The sequence below is a fragment of the Luteimonas terrae genome (assembly GCF_031457535.1).
GTDB classification, from domain to species: domain Bacteria; phylum Pseudomonadota; class Gammaproteobacteria; order Xanthomonadales; family Xanthomonadaceae; genus Luteimonas; species Luteimonas terrae_A.
On sequence record NZ_JAVDWO010000007.1, the window covers coordinates 1 to 17952 of the forward strand.

16 protein-coding genes are annotated in these 17952 nt (G+C 68.2%); 11 read left to right on the forward strand and 5 right to left on the reverse strand.

Annotated features, from left to right (window positions below; genetic code table 11):
• Window positions 1-168 precede the first annotated feature (168 nt).
• Both J2W68_RS09310 and J2W68_RS09315 read right to left on the reverse strand, forming a co-directional pair.
• A complete protein-coding gene (locus tag J2W68_RS09310) occupies window positions 169-924 on the reverse strand; it encodes a type 1 glutamine amidotransferase (RefSeq protein WP_310234983.1) in 756 nt (251 codons plus the stop codon).
• Between the two features lie 287 nt (window positions 925-1211).
• Window positions 1212-3059 (reverse strand): DEAD/DEAH box helicase, encoded by a 1848-nt coding sequence (locus J2W68_RS09315; protein ID WP_310234984.1) that lies wholly within the window; start codon window positions 3057-3059, stop codon window positions 1212-1214.
• A gap of 211 nt (window positions 3060-3270) precedes the next feature.
• Between J2W68_RS09315 and J2W68_RS09320 the strand changes: the two genes are divergently transcribed.
• The 4 genes from J2W68_RS09320 (at window position 3271) to J2W68_RS09335 (ending at window position 9190) form a co-directional block, all read left to right on the forward strand.
• The gene (locus J2W68_RS09320) at window positions 3271-3945 is read left to right on the forward strand and encodes a glutathione S-transferase (protein WP_310234986.1); all 675 of its coding nucleotides are present in this window, start codon (window positions 3271-3273) and stop codon (window positions 3943-3945) included.
• Window positions 3942-5540: a protein adenylyltransferase SelO gene (locus J2W68_RS09325; protein WP_310234988.1), complete on the forward strand. Its 1599-nt coding sequence runs from the start codon at window positions 3942-3944 to the stop codon at window positions 5538-5540. The genes J2W68_RS09320 and J2W68_RS09325 overlap by 4 nt, the downstream gene beginning before the upstream one ends.
• Window positions 5541-5913: 373 nt before the next feature.
• The gene (locus J2W68_RS09330; protein ID WP_310150093.1) at window positions 5914-7800 is read left to right on the forward strand and encodes an ATP-binding cassette domain-containing protein; all 1887 of its coding nucleotides are present in this window, start codon (window positions 5914-5916) and stop codon (window positions 7798-7800) included.
• Between the two features lie 40 nt (window positions 7801-7840).
• The gene (locus J2W68_RS09335; RefSeq protein ID WP_310234990.1) at window positions 7841-9190 is read left to right on the forward strand and encodes an aminodeoxychorismate synthase component I; all 1350 of its coding nucleotides are present in this window, start codon (window positions 7841-7843) and stop codon (window positions 9188-9190) included.
• 78 nt (window positions 9191-9268) lie between these two features.
• Here J2W68_RS09335 and J2W68_RS09340 read toward each other — a convergent pair whose 3' ends face one another.
• Window positions 9269-9604 carry a hypothetical protein gene (locus tag J2W68_RS09340; RefSeq protein ID WP_310234992.1) on the reverse strand — a complete coding sequence of 112 codons (336 nt, stop codon included), beginning with the start codon at window positions 9602-9604 and terminating at the stop codon, window positions 9269-9271.
• Between the two features lie 131 nt (window positions 9605-9735).
• On the opposite strand from J2W68_RS09340, the gene mltG reads away from it, so the two are divergent.
• From mltG to J2W68_RS09360, 4 genes are read left to right on the forward strand one after another with little or no spacing between them, the layout of a single operon-like run.
• The gene (gene mltG, locus J2W68_RS09345) at window positions 9736-10914 is read left to right on the forward strand and encodes an endolytic transglycosylase MltG (RefSeq protein WP_310234994.1); all 1179 of its coding nucleotides are present in this window, start codon (window positions 9736-9738) and stop codon (window positions 10912-10914) included.
• Window positions 10911-11552 (forward strand): dTMP kinase, encoded by a 642-nt coding sequence (tmk, locus tag J2W68_RS09350; RefSeq protein WP_310234996.1) that lies wholly within the window; start codon window positions 10911-10913, stop codon window positions 11550-11552. Before mltG ends, tmk begins: the two co-directional genes overlap by 4 nt.
• Window positions 11549-12481 carry a DNA polymerase III subunit delta' gene (locus tag J2W68_RS09355; RefSeq protein WP_310234998.1) on the forward strand — a complete coding sequence of 311 codons (933 nt, stop codon included), beginning with the start codon at window positions 11549-11551 and terminating at the stop codon, window positions 12479-12481. Before tmk ends, J2W68_RS09355 begins: the two co-directional genes overlap by 4 nt.
• 22 nt (window positions 12482-12503) lie before the next feature.
• On the forward strand, window positions 12504-12863 hold the full coding sequence (locus J2W68_RS09360; protein ID WP_310235001.1) for a PilZ domain-containing protein: 360 nt from the start codon (window positions 12504-12506) through the stop codon (window positions 12861-12863).
• Between the two features lie 44 nt (window positions 12864-12907).
• On the opposite strand, the gene J2W68_RS09365 is transcribed toward J2W68_RS09360, so the two are convergent.
• Window positions 12908-13171, reverse strand: a complete 264-nt coding sequence (locus J2W68_RS09365) for a hypothetical protein (RefSeq protein ID WP_310235004.1) — start codon at window positions 13169-13171, stop codon at window positions 12908-12910.
• Between the two features lie 78 nt (window positions 13172-13249).
• Here J2W68_RS09365 and J2W68_RS09370 point away from each other — a divergent pair, with 78 nt between their 5' ends.
• Entirely contained in the window at window positions 13250-13828 is a 579-nt protein-coding gene (locus tag J2W68_RS09370) for a TetR/AcrR family transcriptional regulator (protein ID WP_310235007.1), read from the forward strand.
• A 159-nt stretch (window positions 13829-13987) separates the two neighbouring features.
• Here J2W68_RS09370 and J2W68_RS09375 read toward each other — a convergent pair whose 3' ends face one another.
• Window positions 13988-16069: a 3-hydroxyacyl-CoA dehydrogenase NAD-binding domain-containing protein gene (locus J2W68_RS09375; protein ID WP_310235010.1), complete on the reverse strand. Its 2082-nt coding sequence runs from the start codon at window positions 16067-16069 to the stop codon at window positions 13988-13990.
• Window positions 16070-16344: 275 nt separating this feature from the next.
• Here J2W68_RS09375 and rpoE point away from each other — a divergent pair, with 275 nt between their 5' ends.
• Entirely contained in the window at window positions 16345-16971 is a 627-nt protein-coding gene (rpoE, locus tag J2W68_RS09380) for an RNA polymerase sigma factor RpoE (RefSeq protein WP_310235012.1), read from the forward strand.
• On the forward strand, window positions 16968-17927 hold the full coding sequence (locus J2W68_RS09385) for a sigma-E factor negative regulatory protein (protein WP_310235015.1): 960 nt from the start codon (window positions 16968-16970) through the stop codon (window positions 17925-17927). The genes rpoE and J2W68_RS09385 overlap by 4 nt, the downstream gene beginning before the upstream one ends.
• Window positions 17928-17952 lie beyond the last annotated feature (25 nt).

Sequence of the window (17952 nt, forward strand, 5' to 3'; positions counted from 1 at the left end):
TTGGGGCCGGATGTGCGCCTGCCGGACGTACCGATGCCGGAATTCAAGCTTCCGTAGACATCAGCCGCGATGCACTGCCCGCGTCTGTAGGAGCGCGCTCGCGCGCGATTGGGCAGTCCCGAGGCAGGCCCCGTCGCGCGCGAGCGCGCTCCTACAGAAGCCGACGCGTCAGCCGAACTCGCGCGACGGCAGCACGAAGCGGCGGTCGGGACGGCCGACGAGATCGAGGAAATTGTTGAACACCGCTTCGGCCTTCGCCTGCATCGGGGCGATATGGGTCTGCGTCAGTGCGCGGATCGCCGCGTCGTCGTGCGGCAGGCCGGAGGCCGCGAGCTCGTCGCGATATGCCGGCGTCGCCAGCCAGCGTTCGATCAGTGGCGCATCCATTTCCAGATGGAACTGGAAGCCGTAGGCACTGTCGCCGTAGCGGAAGGCCTGTTGTTCGCAGCTGTCGGTGCGGGCCAGATGCACTGCCGTCGAGGGCACTTCGAAATGGCGGCCGTGCCACTGGAACACCGGCGATGCGGCGCCGAGTGGCGCGAGCACGGGATCGGCCTGGCCTGCCTCGGTCGTCAGCAGCGGATACCAGCCGATCTCGGGACGTTCGATCCGCCGTACCGGTGCGCCGAGCACGTGCGCAAGCAGCTGCGCGCCAAGGCAGATGCCGAGCACCGGCCGGCCGAGTTCGAGCATGCGTTCGATTGCGCGCAACTCGGTCAGCAGGTGTGGGCGCACGCCGCGTTCCTCGACATTCATCGGTCCGCCGAGCACGACCAGGCCGCGATAGCGGTCCACATTCGGTTGCGCGTCGGGTTCGCGTTCGAAATTGACGAAACGGATGCGATGCCCGCGCCTGCGGATCAGCGGATCGAGCGTGCCCAGCGGTTCGGCGGCGACGTGCTGGAAGACGAGGATGCGGGGCATGGGGGGATTCTAGGACACGGTCGAGCGACGCCTTGCTGCTCGACCTGATCTCCTTGCTCGTCGTCCGTCGGCTTTCAGAGACGGGCGCCCGGTCAAGCCGGGCTCCAAGGCTTGCACCTCTACTGAAAGCCGAACCTCAGGACGCTGACTCCGTCATCCCGGCGTAGGCCGGGATCCAGTGCCCTGGAACTCTACGGAAGGCAGAGCGTCACTGGATTCCGGCGTGACCGGACATTCGTCCGTTGAAGATCGCCGGAATGACGACCACGATGCGCGGAGCTGGAGACTCAGCGCGGATCGCGACGCGGCGGCGGACCCTTGCGCGGGCCGCCCGGCTTGAATCCGCCCGGCTTGTGACCCGGCGGCTTGGCACCGAACGGACGCTTCGCGCGCGGCGGGGCCGCGGTCATGTCGGCGTCTTCGGCCCGGCGAATGCGGATCGGCTGACCGCCGACGCGGACCTTCTTCAGGTGCTCCAGCAACTCGCGGGGCATGCCCTCCGGCAGGTCGACCAGGCTGTAGTCGTCGCGGATGTCGATGCGGCCGATGAACTTGCTTTCGAGATCCGCCTCGTTGGCGATCGCGCCGACGATGTTGCCCGGCTGCACGCCGTGCACGTAGCCGACCTCGATGCGGAAGGTCTCCATGCCGACGTCCGGATCGCGCGGGCCGGTATCGGGACGCGGCGCACGCGGTTCGCGGGCCTCACGGGGTTCGCGCGCCGTGCGGGACGCCTCGCGGCCACCCGGACGCTCGACGAACTCGCGCTCGAACGCGGGCTTCTCAGGCTTGCGCGGCGGCTCCAGCAGCAGCGGCGTATCGCCTTGGACCACCTTGGCCAGCGCTGCGGCAATCTCGGCGGCCGGCACGTTGTGCTCGCGCTCGTAGCGCTCGATCAGTTCGCGGAACATGCCAAGCTCGCTGCTTTCCAGCGCACCGGTGATCTTTTCGAGGAAACGCGCCACGCGCGCCTCGTTGACGATCTCGACGCTCGGCAGCTGCATCTGCTCGATCTTCTGGCGCGTCGCGCGCTCGATCGCGCCGAGCATGCCGCGCTCGCGCGGCGCGACGAACAGGATCGCCTCGCCACTGCGACCGGCGCGGCCGGTGCGGCCGATGCGGTGGACGTAGCTCTCGGTGTCGTAGGGAATGTCGTAGTTCAGCACATGGCTGATGCGGTCCACGTCCAGGCCGCGCGCGGCGACGTCGGTCGCCACCAGCACGTCGAGACGGCCATCCTTGAGATTCTGGATCGCGCGCTCGCGCTGCTTCTGGTCAAGATCACCATTGATCGCGGCCGCCGACAGGCCCCGCGCCGCCAGCTTCTGCGCCAGTTCCTCGGTCGCCAGCTTGGTGCGCGCGAAGATGATCATCGCGTCGAACGGTTCTGCCTCGAGAATGCGCGTCAGCGCGTCGAGCTTGTTGACGCCGCTGACCATCCAGTAGCGCTGGCGGATGTTGGCGGCCGTCGTCGTGGTCGCCTTGATCGCGATCTCGACGGGATTCTTCAGATAGGTCTGGGCGATGCGCTTGATCTGGCTGGGCATCGTTGCCGAGAAGAGCGCGACCTGACGCGTTTCCGGCGTCTTCTTCAACACCGCTTCAACGTCGTCGATGAAGCCCATGCGCAGCATCTCGTCGGCTTCGTCGAGCACCAGGGCGCGCAGTTCGGACAGGTCCAGCGAGCCGCGCTCAAGGTGGTCGATGACCCGGCCGGGCGTGCCGACAATCACCTGCACGCCGCGCTTGAGCGCGCTCAGCTGCTGGGCGTAGCCCTGGCCGCCGTAGATCGGCAGTACGTGGAAGCCGGGCATGAAGGCCGCGTACTTCTGGAACGCTTCGGCGACCTGGATCGCCAGTTCGCGGGTCGGCGCGAGCACCAGCGCCTGCGGCTTGCGCTGGGCAGGATCGATGCGCGCCAGCACGGGCAGCGCGAACGCGGCGGTCTTGCCGGTACCGGTCTGGGCTTGGCCGAGCAGGTCGCGGCCTTCGAGCAGCGGCGGGATGGTGGCGGCCTGGATCGGCGACGGCGACTCGTAGCCGACTGCGGTCAATGCACGCAGCAGGGTCTCGGGCAGCGCGAGATCGGTGAACTTGGGGGCATCGGCAGGCGTGATGGGCGACTCGGCGCTCATGATTCGGTCTCTTTTAGCGCCGGCAGGGCCGGTCGGGGAACCGCATAGTGTAGCGGGCGGGCCGCGACGCCGCAGTCGCGCAGGGCGGGATGCACGGACGCCGATGGCTACCGTTCACTTGCGGTAACAGATGCAAACGCGCGGGCGCCGAGGCGCTTCGGTCGGGCCGATGCCGCCCCCATCATGACGACATTCCGTCTCGAGTCCGCCCATGATCCGCGTGCACCATCTGAACAACTCCCGCTCGCAGCGCGTGCTCTGGCTGCTGGAAGAGCTCGGTCAGCCTTATGAGGTGGTGCGCTACGCCCGCGATCCCAAGACCATGCTGGCGCCGCAGGCCCTGCGCGACGTCCATCCGCTGGGCAAGTCGCCGGTGCTCGAACTGGACGGGCGCAGGTTGGTGGAATCGGGCGCGATCATCGAGGCGCTGGTCGAGCGGTTCGACCCCGACCACACGCTGTCGCCATCCCCGGACGACGAGGACGAGCGCCTGCGGTATCGCCAGTGGCTGCATTACGCCGAAGGCTCGGCGATGCCGCCGTTGCTGATGTCGCTGGTGTTCGGGCGCCTGCGCAGCGCGCCGATGCCGTTCTTCGCCAGGCCCATCGCGCGGGGTATTGCCGACAAGGCGATGCAGCGCTTCATCGGCCCGCAGCTGCAGACTCACCTGGAATACGTCGAGCGCGAGCTCGGTGCCTACCAGTGGTTCGCAAGCGACCGCTTCACCGCGGCCGACATCCAGATGAGTTTTCCGCTGGAAGCGGCCGTCGTGCGCGCCGCCGAACGCGTCGGGCCGAACATTCGCCGCTTCGTCGAGCGTATCCATGCGCGGCCGGCCTATCAGCGGGCGCTGGAAACGGGCGGTCCGTTCGAGCTGGGTCGATGACCGAGGCCCCGCAGGTGCCGGCCTCGGTGCCGCTCGCGCACACGCTGCGCTTCGACAACCGCTTCGTTCAAGCGCTGCCGGGCGATCCGGAAGCCGGTGCGCGACGCAGGCAGGTCGAGGGCGCGCTGTGGTCGCCGGTGCTGCCGACGCCAGTGGCAAGTCCGCGCCTGCTGGCCTATTCGGCGGAGATGGCCGACGCGCTCGGTTTCGATGCCGACACCGTCGCCTCTCCCGAGTTTGCGGCGGTGTTCGGCGGCAACGCGCTGGTGCCCGACATGAAGCCGTATGCCTCGAACTACGGCGGTCACCAGTTCGGTCACTGGGCCGGGCAGCTCGGCGACGGCCGTGCGATCACGCTGGGCGAAGGGCTCGCTGCTGACGGGCGACGCTGGGAACTGCAACTCAAGGGCGCCGGCCCGACGCCGTACTCGCGCACCGCCGATGGCCGCGCGGTGCTGCGCTCGTCGGTGCGCGAATTCCTGTGCAGCGAGGCCATGCACCATCTGGGCGTGCCGACGACGCGGGCGCTGTCGCTGGTCGGCACCGGCGACGCAGTGATGCGCGACATGTTCTATGACGGCAATGCCGCGCCCGAGCCCGGCGCGATCGTATGCCGGGTCGCCCCGTCGTTCATCCGCTTCGGCCACTTCGAGCTGCCGTTTGCGCGCGGCGATGTCGCGCTGCTGCAGCAGCTGGTGGACTTCACGATCGCTCGCGATTTCCCGCATCTGGCCGGCGAAGGCGAGGCGCTTTACGGCGCCTGGTTCGCCGAGGTCTGCACGCGCACCGCTGTAATGGTCGCCGGCTGGATGCGGGTCGGGTTCGTGCATGGCGTGATGAACACCGACAACATGTCGATCCTCGGTTTGACGATCGACTATGGCCCCTACGGCTGGGTCGACGACTTTGATCCGGACTGGACGCCCAACACGACCGACGCCCAGGGCCGCCGCTACCGCTTCGGCTGGCAGCCGCGCGTCGCGCACTGGAACCTGGGCCGTCTGGCCCAGGCACTTGCGCCGCTGTTCGGCGATGTCGCGCCGTTGCAGGCCGGGCTGGATGCGTATGCCGAGACCTATGCGCGCCTGGACCGCGAGACCATCGCCGCGAAGCTCGGATTGCCCGACTGCCGCGACGACGATGTCGAACGCATGCAGCGCCTGCACGGTCTGCTGCAGGCAGGCGAGGTCGACATGACGCTGTTCTTCCGCGGGCTGGCGGACCTCGACACGGCCGCGCCGTCGCTGGACGTGGTGGCGGACGCGTTCTATGACGCCGCGAAACGGACCCATGTGCAGGGCGAATTCGACGCCTGGCTCGCCGGTTACGCGGGCCGATTTCAGGAGACGGGTGAGACGGGCGATACGCGGCGTAACCGGATGCACACAGCGAATCCGCGCTTCGTGATGCGCAACTATCTGGCGCAGCAGGCGATCGATCGAGCGGAGGCGGGGAATCCGTCCGGGATCGTGGAACTGCTCGATGTGATGCGCCGCCCTTACGACGAACAGCCCGGCCGCGACGCATTTGCCGGCAAGCGCCCGGACTGGGCGCGGACGAAGGCGGGGTGTTCGATGCTGTCCTGCAGTTCCTGATGAGTTGACGTTCCGCCGCAGGCGGAACGCATACGCCCCTCTCCCCCGGGGAGAGGGGCGGACCATCGGCGGATGCCGATGGGGGGGCTGGGGCTCTCGCGGGATCTGCCTTTTCACGTTCGGCGACTCGTCCGCGCGCCCTCACCCCAACCCCCGCTCCGCGCCCCGGCCCTCGCGTCGCCGCGAGCGCGTTTATCGGCACGCGAGCCAATGGCTCGCAATCGTGCCGCTTCACCCCAGAGGGAGAGGGGCTCGATTTTTCGCTACGGTTGAGGCCTCCCCCTCGACAGCTGAGTCGCGTCTCGTCGTTACCGCGTCGTTTCCGTCCAGGCGAACCCGCATCCCATCCACCCCGACCCGGTAGAATGCCCGGATGCCTTTGATGACCTTGAATGACGTCGACTACAGCGTCGGCGGACCCTTGCTGCTGGACGGTGTCGAGCTTTCGATCGAACGCGGCGAGCGCATCGCCCTGATCGGCCGCAACGGTGCCGGCAAGTCCACCCTGATGCGCCTGATCGATGGCGAGCTCAAACCCGATGATGGCGAGATCCGTCGCGAGCAGGGCGTACGCGTCACGCGCCTGGAGCAGGAAGTGCCTGCGGGCGCGGACGGCAGCGTCTACGACGTGGTCGCCGGCGGACTCGGCGATGCCGGCGCGGCGCTGGCCGAGTATCACCGGCTGCTGCATGCGGAAGACTACGACGCGCTCGCCGATGTGCAGGCGCGCGTCGAAGCACTCGATGGCTGGCGCATCGACCAGCGCGTGACTGAAGTGCTGGAACGTCTGCAGCTCGATGGCGATGCGGCGTTCACCAAATTGTCGGGCGGCATGAAGCGGCGCGTGCTGCTGGCGCGCGCGGTCGTGTCGGCACCTGACATCCTGCTGCTCGACGAGCCGACCAACCACCTCGATATCGCCGCGATCGACTGGCTCGAAGGCTTCCTCAAGCAGTGGCCCGGCGCGCTGGTGTTCGTGACCCATGACCGGCGCTTCCTGCGCGCACTGGCGACGCGGATCGTCGAGATCGAGCGCGGCGGGCTGACCAGCTGGCCCGGCGACTGGGACAACTACGTGCGCCGCCGCGAGGAGCGGCTGCACGCCGAAGCCCAGGAGCAGCAGCGCTTCGACAAGATGCTGGCGCAGGAGGAGGTCTGGATCCGTCAGGGCATCAAGGCCCGCCGCACCCGCGACGAAGGCCGCGTGCGGCGACTCAAGGCGATGCGCCTGGAGCGCAGTCAGCGTCGTGACCTGACCGGCAACGTGCGCATGGCCGCCGCCTCGGCGAATGCGTCGGGCAAGAAGGTCGTCGAGATGCAGGACGTCTCGTTCTCGTTCGGTGAGCGCACGCTGATCGAGAACTTCTCGACGACGATCTTCCGCGGCGACCGCATCGGCCTGATCGGCGCCAACGGGACCGGCAAGACCACGTTGCTCAAGCTGCTGCTCGGCGAACTCCAGCCGCAGGCGGGCGAGGTCAAGACCGGCACGCAGCTGCAGATCGCCTACTTCGACCAGTATCGCGCGACGCTGCGCGAGGACTGGAACGCGCTGGAGAACGTCGCCGAAGGTCAGGATTTCGTCGAGATCAACGGCACGCGCAAGCACGTGATCGGTTATCTGCAGGACTTCCTGTTCACGCCGGAACGCGCGCGCGCACCGATCACCCGGCTGTCGGGCGGCGAGCGCAACCGTCTGCTGCTGGCCAAGCTGTTCGCGCAGCCGTCGAACCTGCTGGTGATGGACGAACCGACCAACGATCTCGATGTCGAAACTCTGGAACTGCTAGAAGAGCTGCTGGGCGACTATCCCGGCACGCTGCTGCTGGTCAGTCATGACCGCGACTTCCTCGACAACGTGGTGACTTCGACCCTGGTGATGGAAGGCGAGGGCCGCGTCGGCGAATACATCGGCGGCTACGAGGACTGGCTGCGCCAGCGGCCGCAACCGGGCGCGGCGTTGCCGGGCACGACACTCGCACCGAAGGCTGCAGTCACGGCCGCGGCGACTGCTGCGCCGGCGACTCCGGCGCCGGTCGCCAGGCGCAAGCTCAGCTACAAGGACCAGCGTGAACTCGACCTGCTGCCGGCCCGTATCGAGCAGTTGGAAGCGGACGTCGCGCGTCTGACCGCTGACATGCACGCGCCGACGTTCTACCAGCGCGACGCCGAAGCCATTGCCGCGCACGGGCAGCAGCTGCAGGAGGCCCAGAGCGCGCTCGATGCGGCCTATCTGCGCTGGACCGAACTCGACGCCTGATCGCTGCCGCCGCGTCGGCGGACCACTGGAAACCGTCGCCGTGCTGATCACCTGTCCGCTGCCTGCCGAGACCGACCTGCTGGCGCTGCAACGCGCGGCGCCCGCGCGTCATCCGCTGCTGCTGCAGTCGGTCGCGCACGGTACCGCGCATGCGCGCTGGGACCTGCTGCTGGCGACCGACGGCACGCGCCTGCAGCTGGATGTCGACAGCATCACCCGTGATACCGCCGGCGCGATCGTCGACGGCGATTTCCTCGCTGCGCTGGATGCCGCGTGGACGGATCTGCGCACGCCGCGCGAAGAGCCGCGCTGGCCGTTCCGCGGCGGCTGGGCTCTGTATCTGGGCTACGAGCTGGCGGGGCAGGTCGAGCCGGTGCTGAAGCTGCCAGACGCCGTCGGTGGCCTACCGGTGGCCGTGGCCTGGCGCTGTCCCGCCGCGGTGCTGCGCGATCACGCGACCGGCGAATGCATCGCGGTCGCCGAAGCTGGTGCGGAGGCGTTGCTCGCCCAGCTCGTGGCTGCTGCCGGCGCTGCAGTCGAACCAGCCCCGCCGTGGTATCCGCCCGGGGCACTCGACGAGGACGGGCCCGCGCGCTTCACCGATGGCGTGCGCCGCGTGCTCGACTACCTCGCGGCCGGCGACGTGTTCCAGGCGAACCTGTCGCGCGGCTGGCACGCGCGTTTCGACGGCGCGCTCGATCCCGCTGCGCTGTACGCGCGCCTGCGCGAACACAACCCCGCGCCATTCGCCGGTCTGCTGCAGGGCGATGGCTGGGCAGTCGCCAGCGCGTCGCCGGAACGTCTGGTCTCCGTACGCGGCGATCTGGTCGAAACGCGCCCGATCGCCGGCACCCGTGCGCGTTTCGACGGCGACGACGATGCCGCGCGCGTGCAGGAACTCGTTGGGCACCCGAAGGAACGCGCCGAGCATGTGATGCTGGTCGATCTTGAGCGCAACGATCTGGGCCGCGTCTGCGTGCCGGGCAGCGTCGAGGTCGACGAACTGATGTGCGTGGAGAGTTACGCCCACGTGCACCACATCGTCAGCAACGTGCGCGGGCGCTTGCGCCCCGATGCGACGCCGGGCCGCACGATCGCCGCGGTGTTCCCGGGCGGCACGATCACCGGCTGCCCGAAGGTCCGCTGCATGCAGATCATCGCCGAGCTCGAAGGGCAGGGCCGCGGCGCCTATACCGGTGCGATGGGCTGGCTCAACCGCGACGGTGATCTCGACCTCAACATCCTGATCCGCAGCGCCGAGATCGAAGGCGACACCGCGCGCTTCCGCACCGGCGCAGGCATCGTCGCCGATTCCGATCCGGATCGTGAACTGGAAGAAACGCGGGCCAAGGCCCGCGGCACGCTGCGGGCGCTCGGCGTCGCCGACTGATCCCCGTAGGAGCGCGCTTGCGCGGGATGAGACTCAATCCGGATTGCATTCGCGCGCAAGCGCGCTCCTACACCCCCGTCAGTCGATCCGCGCCAGCGCACGCAGCCGGGGCTCGCCTTCGCCGACCCCTTCCAGGTCCGTCCGCAACCCGTTTTCGTAACCGCCACCACTGCCCGAGTACAGCAGCCACACCGGACTTTCGTTGCGCAGCACGTCGAGCGCGTTGTGAAAATCGTCGAGGTGGTAATGCAGTGATGGCGCGGTGCCCTGGATGGCATCCTCGGGCAGCACGTCGCCGTTGGCGTGGAAGACCAACTGGCCGATCGAGCCGTTGTCGCCGTGCAGCCAGATGCGCGGCGGGAAACGGTTGGCCGAATACATCACCTGGTAACCGGTGATCCGGGTCTGCTGCATGGCGTGCTCCGCGTGGACGTGCTGTGTCCGTCTCAGACGGCGGAAGCCGTGCGCACCGGCCATGCCTTGCATGGTCTTGCGCCTGCCACGGTATCCTGCACGCCCTCCCGCATCGACGGCCCACGCCGCCCATGACCGACTCCGCAACGCCACGTCCCCGTCGCCGCATCGGCAAGATCCTGCTGGGCGGGCTCGTGATCGTCGCGCTGCTGGCCGGCCTGTCCGCCTGGTTCCTGCATGCGCGCTACACCCGTTTCGCGGACACGCCACTGGCCGGCCTGTCCAGCGACGGCACACTGGTGGTCGCGCGTGGCGATTCGTTCCAGCGCGTGCTCGGCCGTCTGCGCGAGGCGGGCGCAGTGGAGGGTCACGAACTCGAGTGGCGCCTGTTGGCGCGCGAGCTGGGCGCCGATGCGCGCATCCAGGTCGGCGAATATCCGCTCGATCCGGCGACCACACCGCGCGATCTGCTGGTGCGCATGCGCGACGGCAAGGTGATCCATCACCGCTTTACGATCGTCGAAGGCTGGAACATCCGCGAGCTGCGCGCCGCGCTCGGCCGTGCGACGCCCTTGGTGCAGACGCTGCAGGACATCGACGACGCCGCGCTGATGGATGCACTCGGCAAGCCCGGCGTGCATCCCGAGGGCCGCTTCCTGCCCGAGACCTATCTCTACACCACCGGCGACAGCGACGTGGATCTGCTGCGACGCGCGAATGCCGCGCTGGAAACTGCGGTCGACCGCGCCTGGGAATCGCGCGCCGAAGGGCTCGAGCTGAAGGACCGCGAGCAGGTGCTGGTGCTGGCCTCGATCATCGAGAAGGAAACCGGCATTGCCGAAGAACGTCCGGCGATCTCGGGCGTGTTCAATCGGCGCCTGAAGATCGGGATGCGGCTGCAGACCGATCCGACCGTGATCTACGGCATGGGCACTGCCTACGACGGCAACATCCGCCGCAGCGATCTGCAGACCGATACGCCCTACAACACCTACACCCGCGACGGCCTGCCGCCGACGCCGATCGCGATGGCCGGTGCCGCCGCGATCCACGCGGCCACGCATCCTGCCGATGGCGATGCGCTGTATTTCGTCGCGGTCGGTGACGGCAGCGGCCGTCATGTGTTCTCGCCGACTTACGCGGCGCACAACGTCGCGGTGCGGGAATACGTGCGTCGCTACCGTTCGAAGTTCGGACAGGGCGATGCCAGCAGTGGCAATGCGGCAGAAGCGGCCGCGGGCGGCGACGCCGCGCCGCCGAATGCGATCGAAGTGGAAGCGGCCACCGGCGCAGCGGACGGCGAAGAGTGAGCGCATTGCGAACGTATCCGCGCTTCGTGACGATCGAAGGCGGCGAGGGCGCCGGCAAGACCACGGTGCTGCGCGCCCTGCGTGACGCGCTGGCCGTCGATGGACACGAGGTGGTGTGTACGCGCGAGCCCGGCGGCACACCGCTGGCCGAACTGATCCGTGGCCTGTTGCTCGACCCCGGGCACGAGCCCGCACGCCCGGACACCGAACTGCTGCTGGTGTTCGCTGCGCGCGCCCAGCATGTGCAGGAGACCATCCTGCCCGCGCTCGAACGCGGCGCCTGGGTCATCAGCGACCGCTTCACCGATTCCAGCTATGCCTACCAGGGCGGTGGTCGGGGCATCGATCCGGCGCGTATCGCCGCGCTCGAATCCGCGCATGTCGGCATCGCGCCGGCGATCACCCTGCTGCTCGATCTCGGCGTGGCGCAGGGGCGCGAACGCGCGCGTGGACGCGATGCGTTTCCCGATCGCATCGAAGCGGAGCAGGACGCATTCTTCGAGCGCGTCCGCACTGCATTCCTGGCGCGCGCGCAGGCCAATCCGCAGCGCATCCGCGTCATCGATGCAACGCGCGCAGCCGATGTCGTCGCAGCGGATGCGGTGCAGGCACTGCACGCAGCGCGGGCGGCGGCATGAGCGCGCAGCCCGTCTTCGCGCCTTGGCAGGCGCGCATCTTTGAACAGGTGCGTAGCGCGCTCGACAGCGGCCGGCTCGGCCATGCGCTGTTGTTCTGTGGACCGGCGCGTCTCGGCAAGCGCGCGGTCGCCGATGCGCTCGCCGCGCACGTGCTCGGCTTGGATCGCGAGGTGCGCAGCGCGCAGCTGCTCGCGGCCGGTACGCATCCCGATTTTCACGCAGTGTCGTTCGTGCCGACCAAGGACGGCACCAAGCTGCGCACCGAGATCGTCATCGACCAGATTCGCGAACTCTCGGCCAAGCTGTCGCTGACGCCGCAGTACGGCAGCGCACAGGTCGCGATCGTCGATCCGGCGGATGCGGTCAACACATCCGCCTGTAATGCGCTGCTGAAGACGCTCGAGGAACCGCAGCCAGGCCGCCACCTCTGGCTGGTGGCGGCCAATCCGCTGCGCCTGCCGGCGACGATCCGCAGCCGCTGCCAGCGCATCGAGTTCCGCCTGCCGCCGCGCGAGGAAGCGCTGGTCTGGCTGGCAGGGCGCGGCCATCGGGAAGCCGACGCAGTCGAAGCGCTGGACGCGGCGCGTGGGCATCCCGGCCTTGCGTCCGAATGGCTTGACGGTGGCGGCATGGCCTTGCGGCGCGAGGTGGCCAAGGATCTCGCCGGTGTGGCGAAGGGCGACCTGCCTGTCGTCGCCACCGCGCAGCGCTGGGCGGGCGGTGAGGATGCATCGGAGCGCGTCGCGCATGCGGCCGATCTCGCGCTCGCGCGCGCATCCGGCTTGACCGATGTCGCGGGAATCGGGAAGCTGGCTGCGTGGTTCGACGCTGCCAATCGCACACGTGATCTACTCAGGACCACGGTACGCGCCGATCTCGCCATCGCCGAGCTGCTGCTGGCCTGGCGCGGCACCGTCGCCCGCAACTGACTTCTTCGCTGGAAACCGAGCCATGAGCGCAACCGCTGCTGGGGCACGACAGGGCATCCTGTCGCTCGCCGTCAAGGACAAGGCCGCGCTGTACAACGCGTACATGTCCTTTCTCAAGCACGGTGGCATCTTCGTGCCGACGCCCAAGCGCTACTTCCTCGGAGACGAGGTGTTCCTGCTGCTCACGCTGCCCGAATCCAGTGATCGCCTACCGACCGCCGGCAAGGTGGTCTGGGTGACGCCGGCCGGCGCGCAGGGCAACCGCACCGCAGGCGTTGGGGTGCAGTTCGCCGATACGCCGGAAGGCGAAGCGGTCAAGAACCGGATCGAAACCTTGCTTGCCGGGACGCTGCAGTCCGAGAAATCGACCCACACGATGTGAGTCCGTCGCCCGCATCGCGCGGGCTTGCGTTCACTCCGACGCGCTCAACGTGCGTCGTCGAGCATCGCGCGCAGGGCGGGGTGCCGGATCTCCACAACGTCGAACAGACCCGCTGCGCGCAGATATACCGCGCGGCGCAGCAGTTCGTCTTCGTAACCGCGGCGCAGGCTTTCGTCGTCTTCCTCGGCGATCGCCATCTGCGCGAGTTCCGAGAATGCTTCGATCCAGCCCATTGCCGCGTAGGCATCCGGTGCGGCGGGATGTCCCTGACGCGGCTCGCGGTTCGACAGGGTCGGGACGCCATGCATGAGAAGATCCTTCAGGTTATCTAAACCGGCTGGACGGTATAGTCTAGAATCTAGATCCCCTCGTCAAGACTTCTCTTCATGACCCGCAAGCCCCGCAGCGACGCCCGCGCGCGCATCCTCGATGCGGCGCTCGCCGTATCCGATCGCGTCGGTGCCGCGCATCTGACCCTCGACGCCGTCGCCGCCGAGGCTGGCGTCAGCAAGGGGGGGCTGCTGTACCACTTCGCGAGCAAGGACCTGCTGCTCAAAGGCGTGGTCGAGCATCACATGGACCAGCATCAGCGCGACCTCGAGTTGGCCGAAACCATGTTTCCAAGCACGCCGGGCGGCTATCTGCAGGCATTCGTGCATGCGCAGCGCCAGGGGCTGGAGGCCAAGCTGCATGGCGGCCCGAAGGCGACGCAATCCTTCATTGCGGCGGCGGTCAATACGCCCGAGCTGATGGATTCGCCGCGGCAGTACGCGGTCGCCCATGCGCAGCGGCTGCGCAAGCTGGGACCGGATTTCGTCGAGGCGCTGCTGGTCACGCTCGCGTTCGACGGGCTGTTCTTCGGCGATGCGTTCGAGATGCTCGACCTGACCGCGTCGGAGCGTGCGGCGCTGATTGCAGCGCTGGAGTCGCGGGCCGCGGCGCTGGCGGCGCGGCATCCGGGCTGAGGTCGCCATTGCCGCGCGTGTCGTCGCGGAGATTGATCGGGGCACGTTGATTCGTGAGTGGCGCGCCAGCAGTGCGTGGCGGACAGCCTTTCGCGCGCTAGCGCGCTCCTACAAGCCGGCAAGGCCGCGCCCGAGCGGGCGCGACCTGTTCGAGCTGATTCAGGCCGTGCGCGGCACCGGCTGCAACGCTGGATTGTCCCAGCCCGGACGGGGCGCGAAGCGGTCGCCATGGCGCGCCTGCAGTGTGCGCAGGCGTTCGACGATGACGTCGGCGCCGGTTTCGCGGATGTACTGGATCGGGCCACCGCGGAAGGGGGCAAAGCCGGTGCCGAAGATCACGCCCGCATCCAGCAGATCGGCATGGGCGACCACGCCGTCGTGCAGCGCGGCCACGGCCTCGTTGAGCAGCGGCAGGATCAGGCGATCCTGCAGATCTTCCGGCGCCTTGTAGTCCTTCGGCAGCTCGGGCTTCTGCGCCTTGCCTTCGACCCAGGTGTAGAGGCCCTGGCCGTCCTTCTTGCCGCGCTGGCCCGGTTCGGGCGGCGTGGCCAGCGACGCGGGGATGCGCAGCCCGAGGAACGGCGCGAGTTCCTGGCCGACGCCCGATGCGACATCGAGGCCGACGGTGTCGATCAGTTCGATCGGCCCCATCGGCATGCCGAAGTCGACGGCGGCCTTGTCGATCGCCTTGCCCGGAATGCCTTCGGCATAGGCGCTCGCGGCTTCGAGCATGTACGGAAACAGTAGGCGGTTGACCAGGAAACCCGGCGTGCCGGCGACCGGCACGGGGAGCTTGTCGATCGACTTGCAGAACGTGGCCAGACGCTGCGTGGTGACCTCGTCGACGCCGTCGTGATGGACGATTTCGACCAGCGGCATCGAGGCGACCGGATTGAAATAATGCAGGCCGGCGAACTGGCCCGGACGCTGCACGCCGCTGCGCAGTTCGTCGAGCGGAATCGACGAGGTGTTGGTGGTCAGCAGCGCGCCCGCGGGCAGCCTCGGTTCGACATCGCTATAGAGGCTGCGCTTGGCGTCCGCGTTTTCGACAATCGCTTCGATCACCAGATCGGCATCGGCGATGCCGTCACCGGCGAGATCGGAACGTAGACGCGCGGCGACTTCGGGGCGCCTGGCGGGATCCTTAACCTTCTTCTCGAACAGCGTCGCGGCGCGGGTCTGCGCCTTGTCGATGAACTGTTGCTCGCGGTCCTGCAGCGTGACATCGAATCCCTTGTAGGCCGACCACGCGGCGATATCGCCGCCCATGACGCCGGCGCCGACAACGTGGACGCGCCGGATGGGCGCCTGGCCGCTCGCGGCCTTGCCGCCGAGGCCCTTGAGGCGCTCCATCAGGAAAAACACCCGGGTGAGATTGCGGGCGGTCGGCGTGCCGGCGAGCTTGACAACGGATTTGCGTTCGGCGTCCAACAGGCTCCGGATATCGCCCGACGCGCGGCGCCAGGTTTCGATCATCGCGTAAGGGGCAGGGTAGTGCTGCTTCTTCGCCTTGCGCGCGACCTGCTTGACCAGCACCGGCGCCAACGCCTGGCGCACCGGCCACAGGTTCGTCGCCCAGCCCATGAAGCGCTGCTTGAACGGACGCGTGGTTCCCTTGCGGGCAAGCGCGATCGCCGCATCGACGAGCAGCGCCGGTTCGACGACCTTGTCGACCAGGCCGATGCCGCGCGCGGCCTTCGCTGACAGCGCACGACCGGTGAGCATCATGTCGAACGCGGCCGGTGCGCCGACGAGCCGCGGTAAGCGCACGCTGCCACCCCAGCCGGGATAGATGCCCAGCTTGACTTCGGGCAGGCCGATCTTCGTCGACGGATCATCGCTGGCGACGCGGTAGTCGCAGGCCAGCACGATCTCGGTGCCGCCGCCCATGCAGAATCCATGGATCGCGGCGACCGTGGGGCAGGGCAACTCGGCCAGGCGCTGGAACGTCATCTGGCCGCGGCGGATCGAATCGCCGATCGTGCCCTTGGCATCGAATGCCTGGAACTCACGGATGTCGGCGCCGGCGATGAAGCCCTTAGCCTTGGCGGAGCGAATGACCAGCGCCTTCGGCGGATCGAGCGCGAGGCGTTCGAGCAAGGCATCGAGCTCGATCAGCACATCCTGCGCAAAGGTGTTGACCGATTCGTCGGCACGGTCGAAGGACAGCACGAGCACACCGTCTTCGCGCGGCTCGGCTTGCCAGTGACTGAAGCGAAGCCCGTCGAGGCCTGCGAACATACGACACCATTCTTGTAGGTATGTGGGATCTGTCTATGATCCCGAGGTTGCTTCGACGCCGTCAAATCGGCGCTTGAAAGCTGCGTTTGAATCGATCGCCGCGTGCGCCGCAGATTGGAGCGCATCCACGTCTTGCAGGGCGCGGGCGCCGCCCCAAGAACAGGCAGCACGGTGACGCGGCGACGATGCCACACCGCCTGTGACGGAACTTTTCGCGCAGTGACCTGTCCTAACTACCCGAGCCAGGCCGGGTGTCCCCAAGGAGATCCGGCCCGATGGTCGAAGAACACGACAGCCAGGAGCGGATTCAACTGGACGAGGAACTGGTCAAGCGGGTACAAGCGGGCGACACCGCGGCCTTCGATCTGCTGGTGCGCAAGTACCAGCACCGGATCGCAGCGCTGATCGGGCGCTACGTCTCCGACTGGAGTGAAGTCCAGGACGTCGCCCAGGAAACCTTCATCCGCGCCTATCGCGCGATGGGGAACTTCCGCGGCGATGCGCAGTTCTATACCTGGCTGCACCGGATCGCGGTCAACACCGCGAAGAACCATCTGGTGGCGCACAACCGTCGGCCTCCGACTGATGACATCGACATCGAGGACGCCGAGCATTTCGACAGCGGCATCCGCCTGCGTGACAGCGATACACCCGAGCGTGAGCTGATGCGCCAGCAGCTGGAACAAACGGTGATGCGCGCGGTCGAAGCCCTGCCCGAGGAACTCCGGGTGGCGATCAACCTGCGCGAAGTGGACGGCCTGAGTTACGACGAAATCGCCGAACGCATGGGTTGTCCGATCGGCACCGTGCGTTCCCGGATCTTCCGGGCACGCGAGGCGATCGATCGCGAACTGCGGCCTTTGATGGACAACGAAACACAAGTGGAGCGCGTGACCCGATGAACACTGCCGACGACATCGATACCCTGCAGATCGGCCCCGACCCCGACAAGCTCGAGCGGTTCCACCGCCAGCAGCTGTCGACGATGCTCGATGGCGAGCTGTCGCAGGACCAGGCGCGCTTTTTGCGCCGCCGACTCGAGCATGACGCGGAACTGTCCGGCTGCTTCGAGCGCTGGCAGGTCTGCGGCGATGTACTGCGGGGTCGTCAGGTCTCGCTGCTGCCGCCGGATTTCGCCGATCGTGTCGCGCGCGGCATCGCTGCCGGCGATGTGGTGATCGCGCAGGTGCCGGCGGCCAGGCGTCCGCGTCTGTTGCGCTGGGGTGGCGGGGCCGCGTTGGCGGCATCCGTCGCACTGGTGGCGCTGTTCGTCGGTCGCCCGGGCGCATCCTTCGACGACGCCGACGACGTGTTGCCGGTGGTTGCCGATGCGGCGTCTGCTGCGCCGGCTGCTCCGCCGGCCGCTCCGCGCGCATCGGACGCGGTGGCTGATGCATCCGCAATCCCATCCCCATCGCCGGTGGAAGCGACAGCGGCGGTGGCCGGTGCGGCCGCCTTGGCCGCGGCCGAAGTGCCGCGTCGTGGCAACGGCGAGCGCGCCTCTCGCGGTCAGTCGCAGCGCGCTGCGTTGCGGAATACGCAGGCCCGTCAGGCCACGGAGACGCGCATGGTGGCCTCCGCTGCGTCGTCGCGACCGGCCGTCACGAGTGACACGGTTGCGACCACGTTGGTTGCGGCGCCGGTGATCGCCGCCGGTCTACCGGACGCCCCCATCGGCGCGCGACCCTGGCCGAAGGCGTCGTCGCTGTCGGCCAACAGCAGTTTCTCGGTGCGCTACGGCGATTCGTTCGCCGCACCGTCCTGGGATGCGCCGCCGGTGTCGGGCGGCTCTGTACTTCCGAGCTTCCCGGTCGATCCTGCCGACGCCGCGCGTCCGCAGCTGCGCGCCGTCCCCTGAGCCCTCTCTGAAGTGTCCTGACGCC

What these genes read in the sequence shown, in the direction of transcription:
- J2W68_RS09385 (WP_310235015.1), top strand. Translation starts at nt 16,968, where the DNA reads ATGAACACTGCCGACGACATCGATACCCTGCAGATCGGCCCCGACCCC.
- J2W68_RS09315 (WP_310234984.1), bottom strand. Translation starts at nt 3,059, where the DNA reads ATGAGCGCCGAGTCGCCCATCACGCCTGCCGATGCCCCCAAGTTCACC.
- mltG (WP_310234994.1), top strand. Translation starts at nt 9,736, where the DNA reads ATGACCGACTCCGCAACGCCACGTCCCCGTCGCCGCATCGGCAAGATC.
- J2W68_RS09320 (WP_310234986.1), top strand. Translation starts at nt 3,271, where the DNA reads ATGATCCGCGTGCACCATCTGAACAACTCCCGCTCGCAGCGCGTGCTC.
- J2W68_RS09325 (WP_310234988.1), top strand. Translation starts at nt 3,942, where the DNA reads ATGACCGAGGCCCCGCAGGTGCCGGCCTCGGTGCCGCTCGCGCACACG.
- J2W68_RS09340 (WP_310234992.1), bottom strand. Translation starts at nt 9,604, where the DNA reads ATGCAGCAGACCCGGATCACCGGTTACCAGGTGATGTATTCGGCCAAC.
- J2W68_RS09375 (WP_310235010.1), bottom strand. Translation starts at nt 16,069, where the DNA reads ATGTTCGCAGGCCTCGACGGGCTTCGCTTCAGTCACTGGCAAGCCGAG.
- J2W68_RS09360 (WP_310235001.1), top strand. Translation starts at nt 12,504, where the DNA reads ATGAGCGCAACCGCTGCTGGGGCACGACAGGGCATCCTGTCGCTCGCC.
- J2W68_RS09370 (WP_310235007.1), top strand. Translation starts at nt 13,250, where the DNA reads ATGACCCGCAAGCCCCGCAGCGACGCCCGCGCGCGCATCCTCGATGCG.
- J2W68_RS09310 (WP_310234983.1), bottom strand. Translation starts at nt 924, where the DNA reads ATGCCCCGCATCCTCGTCTTCCAGCACGTCGCCGCCGAACCGCTGGGC.
- J2W68_RS09330 (WP_310150093.1), top strand. Translation starts at nt 5,914, where the DNA reads ATGCCTTTGATGACCTTGAATGACGTCGACTACAGCGTCGGCGGACCC.
- rpoE (WP_310235012.1), top strand. Translation starts at nt 16,345, where the DNA reads ATGGTCGAAGAACACGACAGCCAGGAGCGGATTCAACTGGACGAGGAA.
- J2W68_RS09355 (WP_310234998.1), top strand. Translation starts at nt 11,549, where the DNA reads ATGAGCGCGCAGCCCGTCTTCGCGCCTTGGCAGGCGCGCATCTTTGAA.
- J2W68_RS09365 (WP_310235004.1), bottom strand. Translation starts at nt 13,171, where the DNA reads ATGCATGGCGTCCCGACCCTGTCGAACCGCGAGCCGCGTCAGGGACAT.